Origin of the sequence: Ruminococcus flavefaciens ATCC 19208 (assembly GCF_000518765.1) — a bacterium.
Classification (GTDB): domain Bacteria; phylum Bacillota; class Clostridia; order Oscillospirales; family Ruminococcaceae; genus Ruminococcus; species Ruminococcus flavefaciens.
The window spans coordinates 71,684-87,393 of the sequence record NZ_JAEF01000016.1 but is presented as its reverse complement, the minus strand read 5'-3'; the positions used below and the strand labels follow the sequence as shown (position 1 = coordinate 87,393).

The 15,710-nt window shown below is 44.7% G+C and carries 17 protein-coding genes; 2 read left to right on the top strand and 15 right to left on the bottom strand.

Going from position 1 to position 15,710, the window contains the following annotated elements; all coding sequences use genetic code 11:
- Positions 1 to 257 precede the first annotated feature (257 nt).
- The 3 genes from L870_RS0104740 to L870_RS0104730 all read right to left on the bottom strand — a co-directional run bounded on the left by L870_RS0104740 (position 258) and on the right by L870_RS0104730 (position 3,146).
- Positions 258 to 1,271 carry an aldose 1-epimerase gene (locus tag L870_RS0104740; RefSeq protein WP_028517161.1) on the bottom strand — a complete coding sequence of 338 codons (1,014 nt, stop codon included), beginning with the start codon at positions 1,269 to 1,271 and terminating at the stop codon, positions 258 to 260.
- A 64-nt stretch (positions 1,272 to 1,335) separates the two neighbouring features.
- Positions 1,336 to 1,770 carry a hypothetical protein gene (locus tag L870_RS0104735; protein ID WP_028517160.1) on the bottom strand — a complete coding sequence of 145 codons (435 nt, stop codon included), beginning with the start codon at positions 1,768 to 1,770 and terminating at the stop codon, positions 1,336 to 1,338.
- Between the two features lie 8 nt (positions 1,771 to 1,778).
- Positions 1,779 to 3,146 (bottom strand): citrate/2-methylcitrate synthase, encoded by a 1,368-nt coding sequence (locus L870_RS0104730; protein ID WP_028517159.1) that lies wholly within the window; start codon positions 3,144 to 3,146, stop codon positions 1,779 to 1,781.
- A 228-nt stretch (positions 3,147 to 3,374) separates the two neighbouring features.
- Here L870_RS0104730 and L870_RS0104725 point away from each other — a divergent pair, with 228 nt between their 5' ends.
- Positions 3,375 to 4,430: a TFIIB-type zinc ribbon-containing protein gene (locus L870_RS0104725; protein ID WP_028517158.1), complete on the top strand. Its 1,056-nt coding sequence runs from the start codon at positions 3,375 to 3,377 to the stop codon at positions 4,428 to 4,430.
- Positions 4,427 to 5,356 carry a hypothetical protein gene (locus tag L870_RS18370; RefSeq protein ID WP_028517157.1) on the top strand — a complete coding sequence of 310 codons (930 nt, stop codon included), beginning with the start codon at positions 4,427 to 4,429 and terminating at the stop codon, positions 5,354 to 5,356. The genes L870_RS0104725 and L870_RS18370 overlap by 4 nt, the downstream gene beginning before the upstream one ends.
- Before the next feature lie 186 nt (positions 5,357 to 5,542).
- Here the strand turns inward: L870_RS18370 and L870_RS0104715 are convergent, their stop codons facing one another.
- From L870_RS0104715 to accC, 12 genes are all read right to left on the bottom strand, one after another.
- Positions 5,543 to 6,010, bottom strand: coding sequence for a hypothetical protein (locus L870_RS0104715; protein WP_028517156.1), 468 nt, complete (start codon positions 6,008 to 6,010; stop codon positions 5,543 to 5,545).
- Positions 6,011 to 6,065: 55 nt separating this feature from the next.
- A complete protein-coding gene (locus L870_RS0104710; RefSeq protein ID WP_028517155.1) occupies positions 6,066 to 6,599 on the bottom strand; it encodes a 2-oxoacid:acceptor oxidoreductase family protein in 534 nt (177 codons plus the stop codon).
- Positions 6,599 to 7,372, bottom strand: a complete 774-nt coding sequence (locus L870_RS0104705) for a thiamine pyrophosphate-dependent enzyme (RefSeq protein WP_028517154.1) — start codon at positions 7,370 to 7,372, stop codon at positions 6,599 to 6,601. The genes L870_RS0104710 and L870_RS0104705 overlap by 1 nt, the downstream gene beginning before the upstream one ends.
- Positions 7,372 to 8,415 carry a 3-methyl-2-oxobutanoate dehydrogenase subunit VorB gene (locus L870_RS0104700; protein ID WP_037271267.1) on the bottom strand — a complete coding sequence of 348 codons (1,044 nt, stop codon included), beginning with the start codon at positions 8,413 to 8,415 and terminating at the stop codon, positions 7,372 to 7,374. The genes L870_RS0104705 and L870_RS0104700 overlap by 1 nt, the downstream gene beginning before the upstream one ends.
- Positions 8,416 to 8,460: 45 nt before the next feature.
- A complete protein-coding gene (locus L870_RS0104695; protein ID WP_019680241.1) occupies positions 8,461 to 8,667 on the bottom strand; it encodes a 4Fe-4S dicluster domain-containing protein in 207 nt (68 codons plus the stop codon).
- Positions 8,668 to 8,792: 125 nt separating this feature from the next.
- Positions 8,793 to 9,449, bottom strand: a complete 657-nt coding sequence (locus L870_RS0104690) for a cobalamin biosynthesis protein CobQ (RefSeq protein ID WP_028517152.1) — start codon at positions 9,447 to 9,449, stop codon at positions 8,793 to 8,795.
- Positions 9,450 to 9,695: 246 nt separating this feature from the next.
- Entirely contained in the window at positions 9,696 to 11,636 is a 1,941-nt protein-coding gene (locus tag L870_RS0104685; RefSeq protein WP_028517151.1) for a hypothetical protein, read from the bottom strand.
- Between the two features lie 13 nt (positions 11,637 to 11,649).
- Positions 11,650 to 12,216: an RNA polymerase sigma factor gene (locus L870_RS0104680; RefSeq protein ID WP_028517150.1), complete on the bottom strand. Its 567-nt coding sequence runs from the start codon at positions 12,214 to 12,216 to the stop codon at positions 11,650 to 11,652.
- A 178-nt stretch (positions 12,217 to 12,394) separates the two neighbouring features.
- On the bottom strand, positions 12,395 to 12,631 hold the full coding sequence (gene acpP, locus L870_RS0104675; RefSeq protein WP_028517149.1) for an acyl carrier protein: 237 nt from the start codon (positions 12,629 to 12,631) through the stop codon (positions 12,395 to 12,397).
- Between the two features lie 42 nt (positions 12,632 to 12,673).
- The gene (locus tag L870_RS0104670; RefSeq protein ID WP_028517148.1) at positions 12,674 to 13,480 is read right to left on the bottom strand and encodes an acetyl-CoA carboxylase carboxyltransferase subunit alpha; all 807 of its coding nucleotides are present in this window, start codon (positions 13,478 to 13,480) and stop codon (positions 12,674 to 12,676) included.
- Positions 13,481 to 13,482: 2 nt separating this feature from the next.
- Complete coding sequence (gene accD, locus L870_RS0104665) at positions 13,483 to 14,343, bottom strand: acetyl-CoA carboxylase, carboxyltransferase subunit beta (RefSeq protein WP_051411414.1); 861 nt, start codon at positions 14,341 to 14,343, stop codon at positions 13,483 to 13,485.
- Between the two features lie 9 nt (positions 14,344 to 14,352).
- Positions 14,353 to 15,705 carry an acetyl-CoA carboxylase biotin carboxylase subunit gene (gene accC / locus L870_RS0104660; protein WP_028517146.1) on the bottom strand — a complete coding sequence of 451 codons (1,353 nt, stop codon included), beginning with the start codon at positions 15,703 to 15,705 and terminating at the stop codon, positions 14,353 to 14,355.
- Positions 15,706 to 15,710 lie beyond the last annotated feature (5 nt).

Genomic DNA, 15,710 nt, shown 5'->3' with positions numbered 1-15,710 from the left:
TTTCGCTGTTCTCTTAAAGCTTGGAACAGCGACCAGAGACGCCGTCTCTGACCTAACCGGTACGTCCCCTCTGTCCTACGGACATCTCCCCATTTTATGGGGAGTCACTCTGCCAAAGGAACACAGTCCCTTTGGAATCCCGTTCATACATTCAGCAAGTATTTGGTGAATCATATTTAAAAAAATAGCCCCAAAGCAGTTCAAATGCGTTGGGGCTATACTTATATATCAGTATCGACTTTAAAGTCCGCTTTTTATCATAATTTAGTGAAAAATCTTTCGTGTGTCTCGAATGTGTCTCCAGGCTTTACCTCGCGGTAGCCTGTTACATCAGCAGGCAGACTAAGGTTCGGAGCGTCTATCATTGCTGTCATCGGCTCGGGACAGAAGTAATGATTGAAGCCGCGGTCGTTCCAGATTATCCAGAAGCCGTACTCCTCGGATACCTCGTAGCAGAGCTTCTTGCCGCTTGCAATATCCTCTGCGATAACACCGTGGAACTTCTCGCCGTCAATGTCGATATACTCGCCGAAGTACATCTCGTTGTCAACTACCTGCAATACAGGCTTCTTTACACCGTTCTTGTACTCAAGGTCGTGCATTGTAGGAGCTTTCAGCTGCTCTGTCGGCAGGCAGCGCTCATTGAGCTCGCATCTCTTTCCTATCGGCACAGTGAGGCGGATATCCTCTTCCTTTCCGCCGTCAACGAACGGTGAGCTGATAGCTGTATGCGATGCAAGAGACATAGGAAGCACCTTTTCTCCGTCTGTGTTGATGAAGCGGATATTCTGCTCAAGTCCCTGTGCTGACAGTGTGAATGTGTACTCGGCTGTAAATCTTACAGGAAGATACTGGAAGAACTCGTCCTTTTCGTCATATACATAACGTGTCTTTACCCATGCGCAGTTGTCGTCAGCCTTGTATTCAACGACTTCGTGCTTCCTTCTGTGGATAAATCCGTGTATATGATTGTTATACGGAGCTTTCTCGTTTACGGGAAGATGATATACTGCATCAGATGTCTTGAGTATACCGTCTGCAAAACGGTTAGGCAGATAAAGTGTGGGGAGTCCCCATACCTCTGCGGACTGCTTTATAGTATCGGCTGTATTTTCATCGCTGAAGCGGAAAAACTCCAGTCCGTTCACATTGTCGCGGAGTCGGATAACGTTTGAGCCTATCTCGTTTGCCACCCATGCTTCATAGCCCCCTGCGCTGAGTTTTACGCAGGTAGTTCCCTTCCATTCAAATAATTCTGCTGTGTTTGCCATTTTTACCACATTCCTTTTTATTTATGTTTTATCGAAAGCCGTCAATGCCGACGGCATATCCCCGTTATTTTTTCTTGCTTTTTATAAAGCGTATCATAGCTACTGTTACACGGAAGATGACTGCCCAGAAAAAGCCGCCCACCAATACCATGCATATAAGCGTAAATCCTATTCCGCGCAAAAATACTCCCGGAAACAGCTTGTCAGCAAGATCTGTATCCTCAATTATCATCTGTATTATCAATGCCGTTATAGCAGCTGCTGCATATCCGCACAGAAACATCACCGAAGTCCGCTTTAACGCTTTACCCTTTGGCGCTCTCTGCTCCTTGCCAAGCATTATTATGGGAAGTATAAAAAGCGCTGAGCCTTCAAGCACAAGGAGCCCCATAACTCCGTACTCCTTACAGATTATATCAATAAGGTCCGATATCAGGAATATCGAAAGAGGTATGAAATATCCCATAAGGAAAAATCTTAAAAGATGCCTTTTCTTCATACGCTGCGTCAGTCTATGCGGTTCTCCATGTCGGTATACTCGCGCATAGGCGATATAGCTTTATATGCGGGACGTATGATCTTGTTGGAGTTGATAAGCTCCTCTATTCTGTGTGCAGACCAGCCTGCTATTCTTGCCGTTGCAAAAAGCGGTGTGAACAGCTCGTCGGGTATGCCTAACATTCTGTATACAAAGCCGCTGTAGAAGTCAACATTAGCACAGACTCCCTTATATATGCGGCGTTCCTCTGCTATTACCTCGGGAGCAAGACGCTCTACCAGTGAGTACAGCGCGAATTCCTCGTGTCTGTTCTTTTCCGAGCTGAGCTTTTCTACAAAGCCCTTGAACACCTTCGCTCTCGGGTCTGACTGTGAATATACAGCGTGACCCATACCGTAGATAAGACCTGCATGGTCAAAGGCTTCCTTATGGAGAAGCTTGCGGAGATAACCCTTTACCTCCTCCTCGTCAGTCCAGTCCTTCACATTCTTCTTCATATCATCTATCATCATGACTACCTTTATATTCGCACCGCCGTGCTTAGGGCCTTTCAGCGAACCAAGTGCAGCAGCTATTGCGGAATAGGTATCTGTACCCGATGATGATACGACATGAACGGTAAATGTTGAATTGTTTCCGCCGCCATGCTCTGCATGCAGCACCATTGCAAGGTCGAGTATACGTGCTTCCAGCTCGGTATACCTTCTGTCCTCACGGAGCATATAAAGCAGGTTTTCAGCTATTGAAAGATCAGGCTGAGGACTGTGTATGAACAGGCTTCCGCCAAGTCTTGCATACTTGTAAGCATGATAAGCGTAGGCTGATATAACAGGGAAAAGAGTTATGAGCTCTATGCTCTGTCTCAGCACGTTTGGTATAGATATATCATTAGCCCTGTTGTCATAGGAATACAGTGAAAGAACACTCTTTGCAAGAGTATTCATCATGTTATCTGTCGGGGCTTTCATTATAACGTCTCTCATGAAATTGGACGGGAGCTCACGGAATTCCGCAAGTATCTTTTTGAACTCTGCAAGCTCTGCCTCTGAAGGCATTTTGCCAAAAAGGAGAAGATACACGGTCTCTTCAAATCCGAAACGCTTTTCTTTTATAAAGCCTGCTACTATATCTTCTACGTCTATTCCTCTGTAGTATAATTTGCCGTCGCCGTGATTAGGCATACCGTCGCCCATATCAAGTACTTTTATGGTGCTTATATTTGTAAGACCCGCAACTACGCCGTTGCCGTTTATGTCACGAAGCCCGCGTTTTACGTCATACTGAGTGTAGAGCTCCGGGTCTATCCTATAGCCATCAAGTGACATATCTGCAAGTCTGATTATTTCCGGAGTCAGTTCTGAAAATTTATATCTCATGTATCGTCATCCCTTTCTTTTTACAATTTGTAACATTAAATATGCATATTACAATTATATTAGATTTCAATAATTTTGTCAAGGCTCTACAAAATGTTATTTGTGTTTACAAACGAAAATATTTATTTTATCAGTATTTTTCGACCTTTTCTCTTGAAAAATACTGAGTATTATGGTAATATATATATGTATCGGTCTCTGACCGTTTCAGATAAAGGAGATGATCATTTGGAAGCTGTAGAATACAAATGTCCCAATTGTAATGCGGACCTTAAATTCAATCCTCAGTCACAAAAGCTCGACTGTGAATACTGTCTCAGTTCTTTCACTGTCGATGAGATAAAACAGATCTGTGCAAATACAGAAAACAGTATCCCTCCCGAGGCTGTTCAGCTGAAGGAAGATTTTGAAAATAATACTCATCTTTACCGCTGCAAGAGCTGCGGTGCGGAGATCATGGCGGACAGCGAGCAGACCGCTCTTTTCTGCTATTACTGCCATAATCCTGTTATCCTTTCTGGTAAAATGGGCGGCGAATTCAAGCCCGATAAGGTCATTGCCTTCAAGCTGACCAAGGAAAACGCTATAGCAAGCTTTGAAAACTGGGTAAAAAAGCGCTGGTTCGTGCCATCGGACTTCAAATCTGAACAGCAGATAGAAAAGCTCACGGGGCTGTACGTCCCCTTCTGGCTGGCTGACTGCCATGTAAATGCGGACTACCGCGCTATCGGCAAGCAGATACGCAGCTGGACCTCGGGCAGCTACAGATACACGGAGACTAAGGAATTCCGCGTTATCCGTCAGGGCAATCTGGTCACAAGAGGCATTCCTGCCGACGGTGAGACCAAGATAGAGGACCTGCTCATGGAGGCTATCGAGCCTTTTGACTACCGCGAGCTCAAGGACTTCTCTATGTCCTACCTCAGCGGCTTCTATGCAGATAAATACGATGTTGACAAGGCTGCCGTATTCCCGCGTATACGTGTTCGCTCAACTCAGGCGTGTACTTCTCTCATAAACAGCACCATAAGCGGTTATGCTTCGGTAATACCTTCTGTTCAGCAGTACAATATCACCAACACCGACTGGAACTATACCATGCTGCCTGTCTGGTTCCTGTCCTACAACTACAAGGGCAGAGTATACGAATTCGCTGTAAACGGTCAGACAGGAAAGCTTGCAGGCACTCCGCCTCTTTCAAAGGGTAAGCTGGCACTCTTCTGCGCAGGAGTAGGTCTTGCAGTGGCAGGTATACTTACCGCTATAGGAGGTGCTATCCTATGATGAAAAGATTCATCTCTCTCATAGCTTCATGCGTAATTTGTATGTGTCTGCTGCCATTTACGGTGCTCAATGCTCATGCAGAGGATAATTACTATCAGGGTTGGGACGGTGACTGGAGAGCTTCAAAGCTTGTAGATAACGAATACGGCAATTCGGGACTTTTCTCGCAGGATAACAGGAATAATCTTAACGAAAAGATACGCACCTACGCAAGAGACCTTGAAATGAACATCATCGTGTACATCGGCGGTATGTACAGAAGCGATGATGATACAGAATGGCTTTGCAGAGATACATATACCGAAAACTTCGGAGAAGATACCGACGGCGTGTTCTATTACATTGACCTCTCAGGCAAGTCGCCTGCTTACGATTATATTGCCACATCAGGCAAAGCTGTCCTGCTTTATGAGAAAAACAAGAACGATATTTTCGATCACCTTGATAATTACCTGCCTGCCTCAGGTCAGCCAATATATGAACAGGATATATACGACGCTGTAAACTCCTTCCTGTCTCAGCTGAGCTACTACTCGGAAAACAAGCCTTCTTCATTTGCTTATTATCACGACAAAAAAACAGGTAAGTATTTTTATTACAAAGACGGCAATTTTACGGTATCAAAGAGTAAGCCGTTCATGATCTGGATGTACATATTCCTTGTATGTGCTGCTATAGGCGCTCTTGTGGGTCTTATCACCTATTTCGTGGCAAAAAGCAATTACAAATTCAAAAGCAAGACCAATCCAAGTGTTTATCTTGCAGGCAATGATGTGAATTTTACTGAAAGATCAGATACGCTTATCCGCTCATATGTGACAAAGCACAAGATCGAGACAAGCAGCGGCGGCGGTTCACGCGGCGGTGGCGGCGGTGGCAGTCATCACAGCAGCGGCGGCTTCGGCGGCGGCGGTCATCACAGATGATAAGCTGCATGAATATGCATAAAAGCCCGAAAGTACAATTGCTTTCGGGCTTTTTTAAACACCATGTGGCATTTGTGATTTATGCGCAACCGACGGGCGCACGGAATGCGCCCCTACTAATAACTAAACACTTACGGGCTGATGTAGGCATCAGTTCCTACAAACTAAAAAAGCTCCTGACATTGGTCAGGAGTTTTTTCCTTTACATCGCTTTTTCATTTCGAGCATCATCTCATTAAGTTCAAATATGGCAAATGTAATGCCAAGACCTGTTGCTATAAGGCCTAACCTTCCATAATCCGTGAACAACTGTATTATGGAAGTTATTATAAGAATCAAATATAGTATAAACTTTGACACGTAAACATAGGCATCTACAACTTCAAATCCGCAAAATACTCTCTGAGCAAACACGATATTTAGCGGTATTATCACACACAGCATTACAAGCATAACCGGAACCGCCTTAATACTGTCATTTACGTACAAATAATAATCAATAACAAATGCCATAACCGAACTTACCACCCATGATGCCAGACACGCAAACTGTTTTGGGGTATAAGCTATCTTGATCTTGATAAGTATCATAATTGCTACGATTATCAATTCAAGATTTGCTCCCGAACAGCTTATTAAAATCTCTTTTTCCATAAATATCCTCAATAACAAATATGGCGGCAAATACTCTTTGCCGCCATATGATCTATTATGCGTTCATACCAAGCTCGATAGCCTTGAAGTTGTTAGGGATAAGTGCTGCCTTTTTAGGCGGAACTACCTTTTCAATAGCCTTCTGCATTGTCTCAAGTGAACAGATATTTGTCTCCTTGAGAAGCTTGCCGAGAAGGATAATGTTTGAACCGCCCTTGAGCTCGTTATCATCAGCCATCTGCTGTGACGGAATACCGTGAAGCTCGATGTCAGTTCTGTCTGTATCAGGCTCGATCATTGTGCTGTCGAAGAATACCTTACCGCCGGGACGTACACAGCTTACAAACTTGTCGAATGAAGGCTGGTTCATAGCGATGAGGAGATGTGGTGTAAGTACGAGTGGTGAACCGATCGGATCATCGGAGATAGTAACTGAACAGTTACAAGTACCGCCTCTCATCTCAGGACCGTATGAAGGGAGCCATGAAAGCTCCTTATTGTCCATAAGTCCGCAGTATGCAAGTATCTTTCCTGCGAAAAGGATACCCTGTCCGCCGAAGCCAGCAAGAAGTATTTCTGTAGTAGCCATTACTCGTTACCTCCTTCTGTCTTTGGGAATACGCCCTCTTCAACGTCCTTGTATACGCCGAGAGGATAGTATGGGATCATTTCGTCCTGAAGTCTCTTGATAGCGTCAAGAGGGGCAAGTCCCCAGTTTGTAGGACAAGTTGAAAGTACCTCTACGATAGAGAAGCCCTTTCCTGCCTTCTGGTTCTCGAATGCCTTGCGGATAGCCTTCTTTGCAGCCTTGATGTGTGGTACGCTGTCAACTGCAACACGCTCAGCATATGCTGTACCTGTAAGTGTTGAGAGCATCTCACATACCTTTACAGGATAGCCTGCAAGCTCAGGGCTTCTTCCGAAAGGTGTTGTCTGTGTTATCTGTCCCGGAAGTGTTGTAGGAGCCATCTGACCGCCTGTCATTCCGTAGATAGTGTTGTTGATGAAGATAACGACGATATTCTCGCCTCTTGTTGCAACGTGAACTGTCTCGGCAGTACCGATAGCAGCAAGGTCGCCGTCGCCCTGATATGTAAATACGAACTTATCAGGATTTGTACGCTTTACGCCTGTAGCTACAGCAGGTGCACGTCCGTGTGCAGCCTCGATCATATCACAGTTGAAGTAATCATATGCCATAACAGAGCAGCCAACAGGACATACTCCGATAGTATCGCCCTCGATGCCCATTTCGTCGATAACTTCACAGAGTATTCTGTGAACTATACCATGTGTGCATCCCGGGCAGTAATGTGTAGGAATATCGATAAGTGACTTTGGTCTTTCAAATACTACAGCCATCAGAGAGCACCTCCCATTCTCTTGATCTCGCCCAGCACCTCAGCAGGTGAAGGGATTACGCCGCCTGTTCTTCCGAAGAACTCTACAGGCTTTGAGCAGTTGATAGCAAGCTTGATATCCTCTATCATCTGTCCCATTGACATTTCTACGCTGAGAAGCTTCTTAGCGTTCTTAGCAGCCTCGTTGATCTCCTTTACAGGGAATGGCCACAGTGTCTTTGGACGGAAGAGACCAGCCTTGATGCCCTGTGCTCTTGCATCGTTTACAGCAGACTTTGCAACTCTTGCTGTTGCACCGAATGCGCATACGAGTATATCACAGTCCTCTGTGAGGTAAAGCTCTGCTTCTGTCTCTGTCTCCTTGATTATCTCGTATCTCTTGTAACGGTCAAGGATAGAATTTTCAAGCTCGTCAGGCTTAAGATAAAGTGAGTTGATGATGTGATGCTCTCTCTTCATCTTATGTCCGTTTGCAGCCCAGCCGCTCTTGTCGTAAGCTTCGGGGTTGATCTCAGGGAATGTAACAGGCTCCATCATCTGTCCGAGAAGTCCGTCTGCAAGGATCATTGCAGGCATACGGTACTTGTCAGCACGGTCGAAAGCCTTTACAACGTAGTCTACCATTTCCTGTACTGATGCAGGAGCATATACGAGGAGCTGGAAGTCGCCGTGACCGAGAGCCTTTGTAGCCTGCCAGTAGTCAGCCTGTGATGGCTGGATACCGCCGAGACCCGGGCCGCCTCTCTCTACGTTGATGATTACAGCAGGAAGATCTGAACCTGCGATATATGATACACCTTCACTCTTAAGTGAGATTCCGGGTGAAGATGATGATGTCATTGCACGAACACCTGTTGATGCTGCGCCGAGTACCATGTTGATAGCAGCGATCTCGGACTCTGCCTGTAAGAATACGCCGCCTGCCTTATGCATACGCTTTGCCATATAAGCGGCAAGCTCTGTCTGAGGAGTGATCGGGTAGCCGAAGAAGCATTTACAGCCTGCTCTGATAGCAGCCTCTGCCAGTGCTTCGTTACCCTTCATAAGATTTCTTTCCAAAGCTAAACAGCTCCTTTCAACGAATATAAATTATTTTTGAATAACGATAGCACAGTCAGGACACATTGTTGCGCACATTGCACAGCTTATGCAAGCTGACTGGTCGGTACACTCTGCATAGAAATAGCCCTTCTTGTTACGGTGCTCCTTCTGAAGAACAACGATCTTCTTAGGACAGGCAGCTGTACACAGTCCGCAGCCTTTGCAGCGTTCAGTTATTACTGTCATTTTTTCCATACACCTTTCGCTCCTTTCAGATTGATAAATTCTATGGTCTAATCAGGAATTCGGGGTTTGGAATCCGTGATCAAGCTTTCACACTCAATTCCGCATTCCGAATTCCGCATTCCGAATTATCATAATCAGCCCCAGATGGGCTTTACATATATCTTAGCCGAAAAAACATCGGGCTTGTCTGAAAGCTCTGCGATGTCCTCGGGATATACCGTATACTTCACGGGAAGTCCTGTGAGTCTTGAGGTCTCTTCAGCAAAGCTGCGGGACTGATCTATTATCTCAAGACTTGTCTCACATCCGAGATTTGTGTTGTTTATGATAGCGGTATGCCTCATGCGTGATGCAGCCTCTATCTCATACATCAGCTTTGTTACCTCTTCTGCTGTATTGGTAAGGTAGCGGCGCTGATTGATGACGTAATACATCTCGATACTGTCCTTGAACTGCTCAAGATCATCGGCATAGCGTCCAAGTGCAACAGCACCTGCGTCGTCGCCGCCTACATCTATTATAAGGCAGTCCTCATCGGTAGCCAGCTCGACTACATCGAACTGTATGGACGGGATATCGAGATTGCTCCTTGCAAAATCGGGAGCGATGAGCCTTATGCCCTTTTCCTCGAAAAGATCACGAAAATCCGCTGTTCGGAAATAGGGATTTACTATATCAAGATCGACTATGGCTGCGGACTTTCCCTCGGCTGCGGCTTTTACCGCAAGATTTACCGAGAAATTGGTCTTTCCGCTTCCGTAATGACCTGTGATTATCTTTATATTCTTCATAAATATCCTCTTAGCTTGTTTGTGAAAAATCCTACAACTTATATTATACCACTTTAAATAGTCAATTGCAAGTGGAATTTTTAACATTCAACAGCCGGATTTTTGTGAAAGCAGGCAAAAGCCCCGACTGTAAAGTCGGGGCTTTAAACACAAATTTTCTTTTTTATCCGCTGCAAGTTATTGTAATACCCTATATAAATTATTTTCCCCAATAATTTTTATATCATGTTTTTGTGATGTCACGTTCTATCTTACAAGCGGTATATCAAGAAAATTGAGGTCAAGGGGGTCATCGGTCTCCATTGCTGCCATTCCGTCAGCCTTATACTTTTTGTTAAGCTTAAATCCGACATCTTCAATTCTCTTTTTAAATTCGGCAGGTGTCATAAATTCTCCCGCTTCATCATCATATTTTACAGTCAATGCCTGAAGTTCATAATTTGTACTGCCCAAATCGCATATTTTCTTCAGTACTGCACCTGTTTCAATGTCGATATATATATAAGAGCCCGTGTATGGATATTCCATAGTTATAACTATACATTCCCTGCCGCAAACCGTATCTCTGCCCGTTATCGACCAGTACTGCTTTTCACGTTCCAATTCTTCGGCAAACATATCAGATGACAGATCAAGCGCAAATTCATATCTATAAAACATTTTCGGATTCTCGGATGTATCTGCTATATCATAAGTTCCGTTCTCGGGGTGTACGGTGACATTTCTGTCCTTATACCAATAACCAACAGTATTTCTTTCAAAATCATTTCCATCATCACCGCCTGAAGAAACTTCATTACATTCAGACATGATAGTTTTATTTATCGTATCATATTGCACCAAATATTTTCTTGTGTTTTTTTCACCGCTTTCCTTGGTCGTACTTTCTTCCTTGTAAACGGCATATGCTCTGTCATAATGCTTGGCAGCAGTCTTACAAAGCTTTATGATGCTTTCCTGATCCATATCATCAGTATAAGACGAGTCTGCCCGTATCGTCTCTGTTGTTGCAGTCTCTGTAGTAGCTACAGCCGTAGTCTTTGCTGCCGTTGTGAACGGCTTATCGGGGATACCGAGGAAATCAAGGTTGTTTTGAACGGCAGGGTCAACTCTGTTGCCGTTTTCATCAATTGCAAAGCTTACGAAGGACTCATAACCGTTCTCTTCTATCCTCTGTCTGAATTCAAGAGGAGAAGTAACATGAGCTTCGTCATTATAATTTATATCCGTTACCTCAAATTTTGCCTTTTCATCATCGTAGTTTCCGTCATATACATATTTTAGCTCTACTCCTGTCTCAGCATCAATATACTCAGTCTCCTTACCGTATTCATGTTCTGTCTCAACAACTACACATTCTCTGCCGCAGACGGTGTCCTTGCCTGTTATCGACCATGTATCTGATCTTTTTATTCTTTCCGATCTGATATAACTGTCAGGCTCTGTACTAAAGATGTATTTCGGATCATAGAAATCCTCACATACTATATATACATTTTCTTTATACCAATCATCCTCGTAAGTAGATACCTCGAATGTTTCTTCATTATTAATGTGTACCCCTTTATTGTTGTAAAAGTAGCTAACAAACCGACTATCAAAGGTTGAGTATAATCCTTTTAAACTGTCCTGACGTTCTTTTTCATCGGCAAACAAATAATTTCCTTTGACATCATATTCAAGTTTAGTATTTGTGGTCCTTATATAATCGCTATTTGAAAACTCGTGTACATATGTTGCTTCAATCTTGTCATAATGTTTTGTTGCATTGGAACAGAGTTCGATAAGAGCCTCTTTATCGGTATAGACATCCGGCAAAGCACCATTATCCGTATTGCTCAGGTCATCGCTATTAAACAGATCCTTTTTGCTTTTACCCCTGTTAAACAAAACTATGCTGCCGATTACCGTGCCTGCTATGAGCACGAAAGATGCCGCCATTGCAGCAGGTCTGAGCCATACGGTTCTCTTTACACGTTCAACGCCACTTACCATATTCTCATCATCTGTATTATCTGCTTTCCTTGTTCTTTCTATTTCTGCCTTTTTCTTTTCATAGTTCCTTTCACTTACCGCGAGCAGCTTATCAAGCTTTTCATCGCTTATCTCGGGACTCATATCAGTAAAATCTTCCATAAGCTCGTCCTCAGCATTCTCAAACGTATCGAATAGATCTATTTTTTTCATAGCTGCTCCTCCTTTACCTTGTAATACCGACTTCGGCAAGCTTTCTGCGAAGTTTCTCCATAGCCCTTGTACATCGAGAGCGAACGGACGATGCCGTCATAGATACAGCCTCCGCTATCTCCGTTGATTTGCGGTTGTAATAGAATTTCTGCATAAGTATGGTGCTATCAGGCTCGCCCAGCTCTTTTATCTTCTGAAGGAGGATCTTGCGGAGTTCAGAACTGTCAACGTGTTCATCAACGCTGAAATCGGAAACAAGCTCCGCCATTTCCTCTTCGTCTGTGTATGCGTTATGAATGTTTGCGGCTGAAAGGACTCTGAAACGGTCTATTGCCTTGCGCTTTGCGATAGTTCCGATATAGCCTTTGATATCGTTTACGTATTTCTCGTCGTACTCGAACTTTATGAATATATCTGTGAACACATCGCAGACACACTCCTCGATATCCTCACGTACGCCGCAGCTTCTCAGCTTATTGAACACTATAGCATAAACATATCTGCCGTATTCCTTCATAAGTCTCCTGTGGCATTCCGCAGGAGATGTGCCGAGAAGCTCCTTCAGCTCGTTCCCTGTCATGTTCTTCCCTCCTTATCTATATAATGAAGATCGACCTTTCATAAATAACATTCGGTGAAAAAACGAAAGTGCTGCAAAATTACAAAAAAAATTTCTTATTTTATATTACCATACTTTTTACACCGCCGCAATAATAAAAAAATCCCCCGACTATAAATCGGGGGAAGTTATACGCTTATTACTCAGCGTCTGTATTCTTCTCGATGTAGTTAACTATATCTCCTACTGTCTTTATCTCCTCTACAGCCTCATCGGGGATAGAGATGTCAAATTCGTCCTCGATAGTTGTGATAAGATCTACAACGTCGAGTGAATCTGCACCGAGATCATCCTGGATATTAGATTCAAGGCTAACCTCATCTGCCTCTACGCTGAGCTGTTCTGCAATAATATCTTTGAGTTTTTCAAAAATCATTACAAGGTCCTCCATTTTTCTTTATTTTTTCTCAAAACCGGATCATTCTGTGAACGCTCCGATTTTTCTAAATTTAGTATAGCGTTCTTTAAGCAAAACGTCAATATCTTTTTTGCATTTTTCAGGTATTTTCTGTGACAAATATTCGTGTATATTTTCTGAAATTTTGTCTAAATCGTTATGTGCGCCTCCGAGAGGCTCTTCGATTATGGCTTCGGCAACGCCCAAACGCACCATATCCTCTGCGGTTATCTTCATTATTTCGCTTGCTTCCTGCTCGCGTGATGCGTCCTTCCAGAGTATGCTTGCAAAGCCTCTTGGCGATAATACGGAGTATTCTGCATTTTCAAGCATAGCAAGCTCATCACATACGCCGAGAGCAAGTGCGCCGCCGCTTCCGCCTTCACCAAGCACGATAGATATTATAGGTGTACGGAGAGTCATAAACTCTGCGATATTCTTTGCGATAGCCTCGCCCTGTCCGCGCTCCTCAGCAGCAACTCCGCAGAATGCGCCGGGAGTATCTATAAAGCATATTATTGGTCTGTGGAACTTCTCAGCCTGACGGGCTATCCTGAGTGCCTTTCTGTAGCCCTCGGGGTGGGGCATTGCAAAGTTGCAGGATTTATTCTCGTTGATATCCCTGCCCTTTACCTCTGCTATTATTGTAACAGGCTCGCCGTCAAGTCTTGCAAGTCCGCCGATGATAGCTCTGTCATCGCCGAAAAGACGGTCGCCGTGCATTTCATACCAATCTGTGAATACCTGCGGTATATAGTCCTTTATAGTGGGTCTGCCCTTGGTGTGAATGAGCTGAAGGCGTTCCCACGCTGTTTTCTTGTCTTCCATGCTCACGCCTCCTTAGGGTAAAATCCGTGGAGCTTCAGAAGATGCGAGAGTACGCTCCTCATCTTTCTGCGCTCAACTATCATATCCACAAAGCCCTTGTCGTACATGAATTCTGCAAGCTGGAAGTCCTCGGGAAGTCTCTGCTTGATAGTTCCCTCGATAACTCTTCTGCCTGCAAAACCGATAAGCACCTTAGGCTCTGCGATGATTATATCGCCAAGTGACGCAAAGCTGGCTGTAACGCCGCCTGTTGTCGGATCTGTCATTACTGCTATATAAAGTCCGCCTGCATCGCTGTGGAGCTTTACAGCTCCCGATGTCTTAGCCATCTGCATGAGAGAAACGATACCCTCCTGCATACGTGCTCCGCCCGAAGCCGTAAACATTACAACAGGGAGCTTATTCTCTGTTGCATACTCAAAGGCGCGGGTTATCTTTTCGCCTACGACACTTCCCATAGAACCCATCATAAAACGTGAGTCCATTACGCCGATAACTACAGGTGAGCCCTTGATGGTTGCCGTACCTGTGATGACTGCCTCACTGAGACCTGTAGCTGCACGAAGCTCCGCCTGCTTTTCGGAATAATCAGGAAAATCCAGCGGATTTGCGCTCTTCATGCCGCCGAAAAGCTCCTTGAAGCTTCCCTTGTCTACTGTTATGGCGATACGCTCGGCAGATGAAAGCCTTCCGTGGTAATTACACTTAGGGCATACTCTGTGAAGCTCCTCATACTTCGACAGAGGACTCGTATCCTGACAGCGCGGGCATTTGAACATAGGCGGTTTGTATTCTTCCTCACCGTCATTGAAGCGTTTCTTTACAACGTTAAAAAAATCTTCAAACAATTGTTTTCTCCCCATTCACTATTATTAGTTCTTCTTTTCTTCCATATATCTTCCGAGGAAACCGATATCATACTTGCCTGCTCTGAAATCGGCATTCCTTATCATTTCCAGCTGAAAATCTATATTTGTGTCAACGCCTTCCACGATAAATTCCGAAAGTGCCCATCTCATCTTGTTTATTGCGTCCTCGCGGTCAGAGCCGTGAGCAATTAGCTTGCTTATCATAGAATCGTAGAAAGGTGTTATGGTATAGCCCTGATATACGGCTCCGTCTATTCTTATTCCGGGACCGCCGGGCATATAAAGTGCCGTGATGGTACCCGGTGACGGCCTGAAACCGTGAGAAGGGTCCTCTGCGTTTATTCTGCATTCGATAGCGTGACCGCGCATTACTATATCCTCCTGCTTTACCTCAAGAGGCTTGCCGTCTGCTATCTCTATCTGTGCCTTTACTATATCAAAGCCCGTAACTTCCTCGGTTATAGGGTGTTCAACCTGTATACGAGTATTCATTTCCATAAAATAGAAGTCGTGGTTCTCGTCAACGAGAAACTCGATAGTACCTGCGTTGTAGTAGCCGCACTCCTTAGCCGCAGTAACTGCTGCTGCACCCATTTTTGCACGGAGCTCTGCGTCAACTATAGGGCTGGGGCACTCCTCTATCATCTTCTGGTTGCGGCGCTGCATTGAGCAGTCACGCTCGCAGAGATGTAAATAATTTCCGTACTTGTCAGCAATTATCTGTATCTCAACATGATGCGGATTTATAAGGAATTTCTCGATATATACCGCGTCATCGCCGAAGAAGTTCTTAGCCTCCTGCTGTGCGGCTGTCATCTGAGCTTCAAGCTCATCTGCGCTGTCAACACGGCGTATACCGCGTCCGCCGCCGCCTGCCGAAGCCTTTACAAGTACGGGGTAGCCTGCCTTGTCGGCTATCTTGCGGGCTTCCTCAAGAGACTTTACAGCTCCCTTAGAGCCCGGGATAACGGGTACTCCTGCTGCTGCCATAGTCTCCTTTGCAGCTGCCTTGTCGCCAAGCATTTCTATAGACTTATATGACGGACCGATGAAAACTATTCCGTTTGCCTCACAGAGCTTTGCAAATTCTGCATTCTCAGAGAGAAAACCAAAGCCCGGGTGGATTGCGTCAGCTCCCGTATTCAACGCCGCCTGTACGATAGCGTTCATATTCAGATAGCTGTCCTTTGTTGCAGCAGGTCCTATGCATACTGCCTCGTCTGCTATCTGAGCATGGAGCGAATTGCGGTCAGCTGTGGAATATACTGCTACGCAGCGTATACTCAGCTCTCGGCAGGCTCTTATTATTCGTACAGCTATCTCGCCTCTGTTGGCGATAAGAACTTTTCTGAACATTTATA

Bases quoted from the DNA above. Each gene is read 5' to 3' on its own strand.
- L870_RS0104740 (WP_028517161.1), bottom strand. From the start codon at position 1,271: ATGGCAAACACAGCAGAATTATTTGAATGGAAGGGAACTACCTGCGTA.
- L870_RS0104735 (WP_028517160.1), bottom strand. From the start codon at position 1,770: ATGAAGAAAAGGCATCTTTTAAGATTTTTCCTTATGGGATATTTCATA.
- L870_RS0104730 (WP_028517159.1), bottom strand. From the start codon at position 3,146: ATGAGATATAAATTTTCAGAACTGACTCCGGAAATAATCAGACTTGCA.
- L870_RS18370 (WP_028517157.1), top strand. From the start codon at position 4,427: ATGATGAAAAGATTCATCTCTCTCATAGCTTCATGCGTAATTTGTATG.
- L870_RS0104715 (WP_028517156.1), bottom strand. From the start codon at position 6,010: ATGGAAAAAGAGATTTTAATAAGCTGTTCGGGAGCAAATCTTGAATTG.
- L870_RS0104710 (WP_028517155.1), bottom strand. From the start codon at position 6,599: ATGGCTACTACAGAAATACTTCTTGCTGGCTTCGGCGGACAGGGTATC.
- L870_RS0104705 (WP_028517154.1), bottom strand. From the start codon at position 7,372: ATGGCTGTAGTATTTGAAAGACCAAAGTCACTTATCGATATTCCTACA.
- L870_RS0104700 (WP_037271267.1), bottom strand. From the start codon at position 8,415: ATGAAGGGTAACGAAGCACTGGCAGAGGCTGCTATCAGAGCAGGCTGT.
- L870_RS0104695 (WP_019680241.1), bottom strand. From the start codon at position 8,667: ATGGAAAAAATGACAGTAATAACTGAACGCTGCAAAGGCTGCGGACTG.
- L870_RS0104690 (WP_028517152.1), bottom strand. From the start codon at position 9,449: ATGAAGAATATAAAGATAATCACAGGTCATTACGGAAGCGGAAAGACC.
- L870_RS0104685 (WP_028517151.1), bottom strand. From the start codon at position 11,636: ATGAAAAAAATAGATCTATTCGATACGTTTGAGAATGCTGAGGACGAG.
- L870_RS0104680 (WP_028517150.1), bottom strand. From the start codon at position 12,216: ATGACAGGGAACGAGCTGAAGGAGCTTCTCGGCACATCTCCTGCGGAA.
- acpP (WP_028517149.1), bottom strand. From the start codon at position 12,631: ATGATTTTTGAAAAACTCAAAGATATTATTGCAGAACAGCTCAGCGTA.
- L870_RS0104670 (WP_028517148.1), bottom strand. From the start codon at position 13,480: ATGGAAGACAAGAAAACAGCGTGGGAACGCCTTCAGCTCATTCACACC.
- accD (WP_051411414.1), bottom strand. From the start codon at position 14,343: ATGGGGAGAAAACAATTGTTTGAAGATTTTTTTAACGTTGTAAAGAAA.
- accC (WP_028517146.1), bottom strand. From the start codon at position 15,705: ATGTTCAGAAAAGTTCTTATCGCCAACAGAGGCGAGATAGCTGTACGA.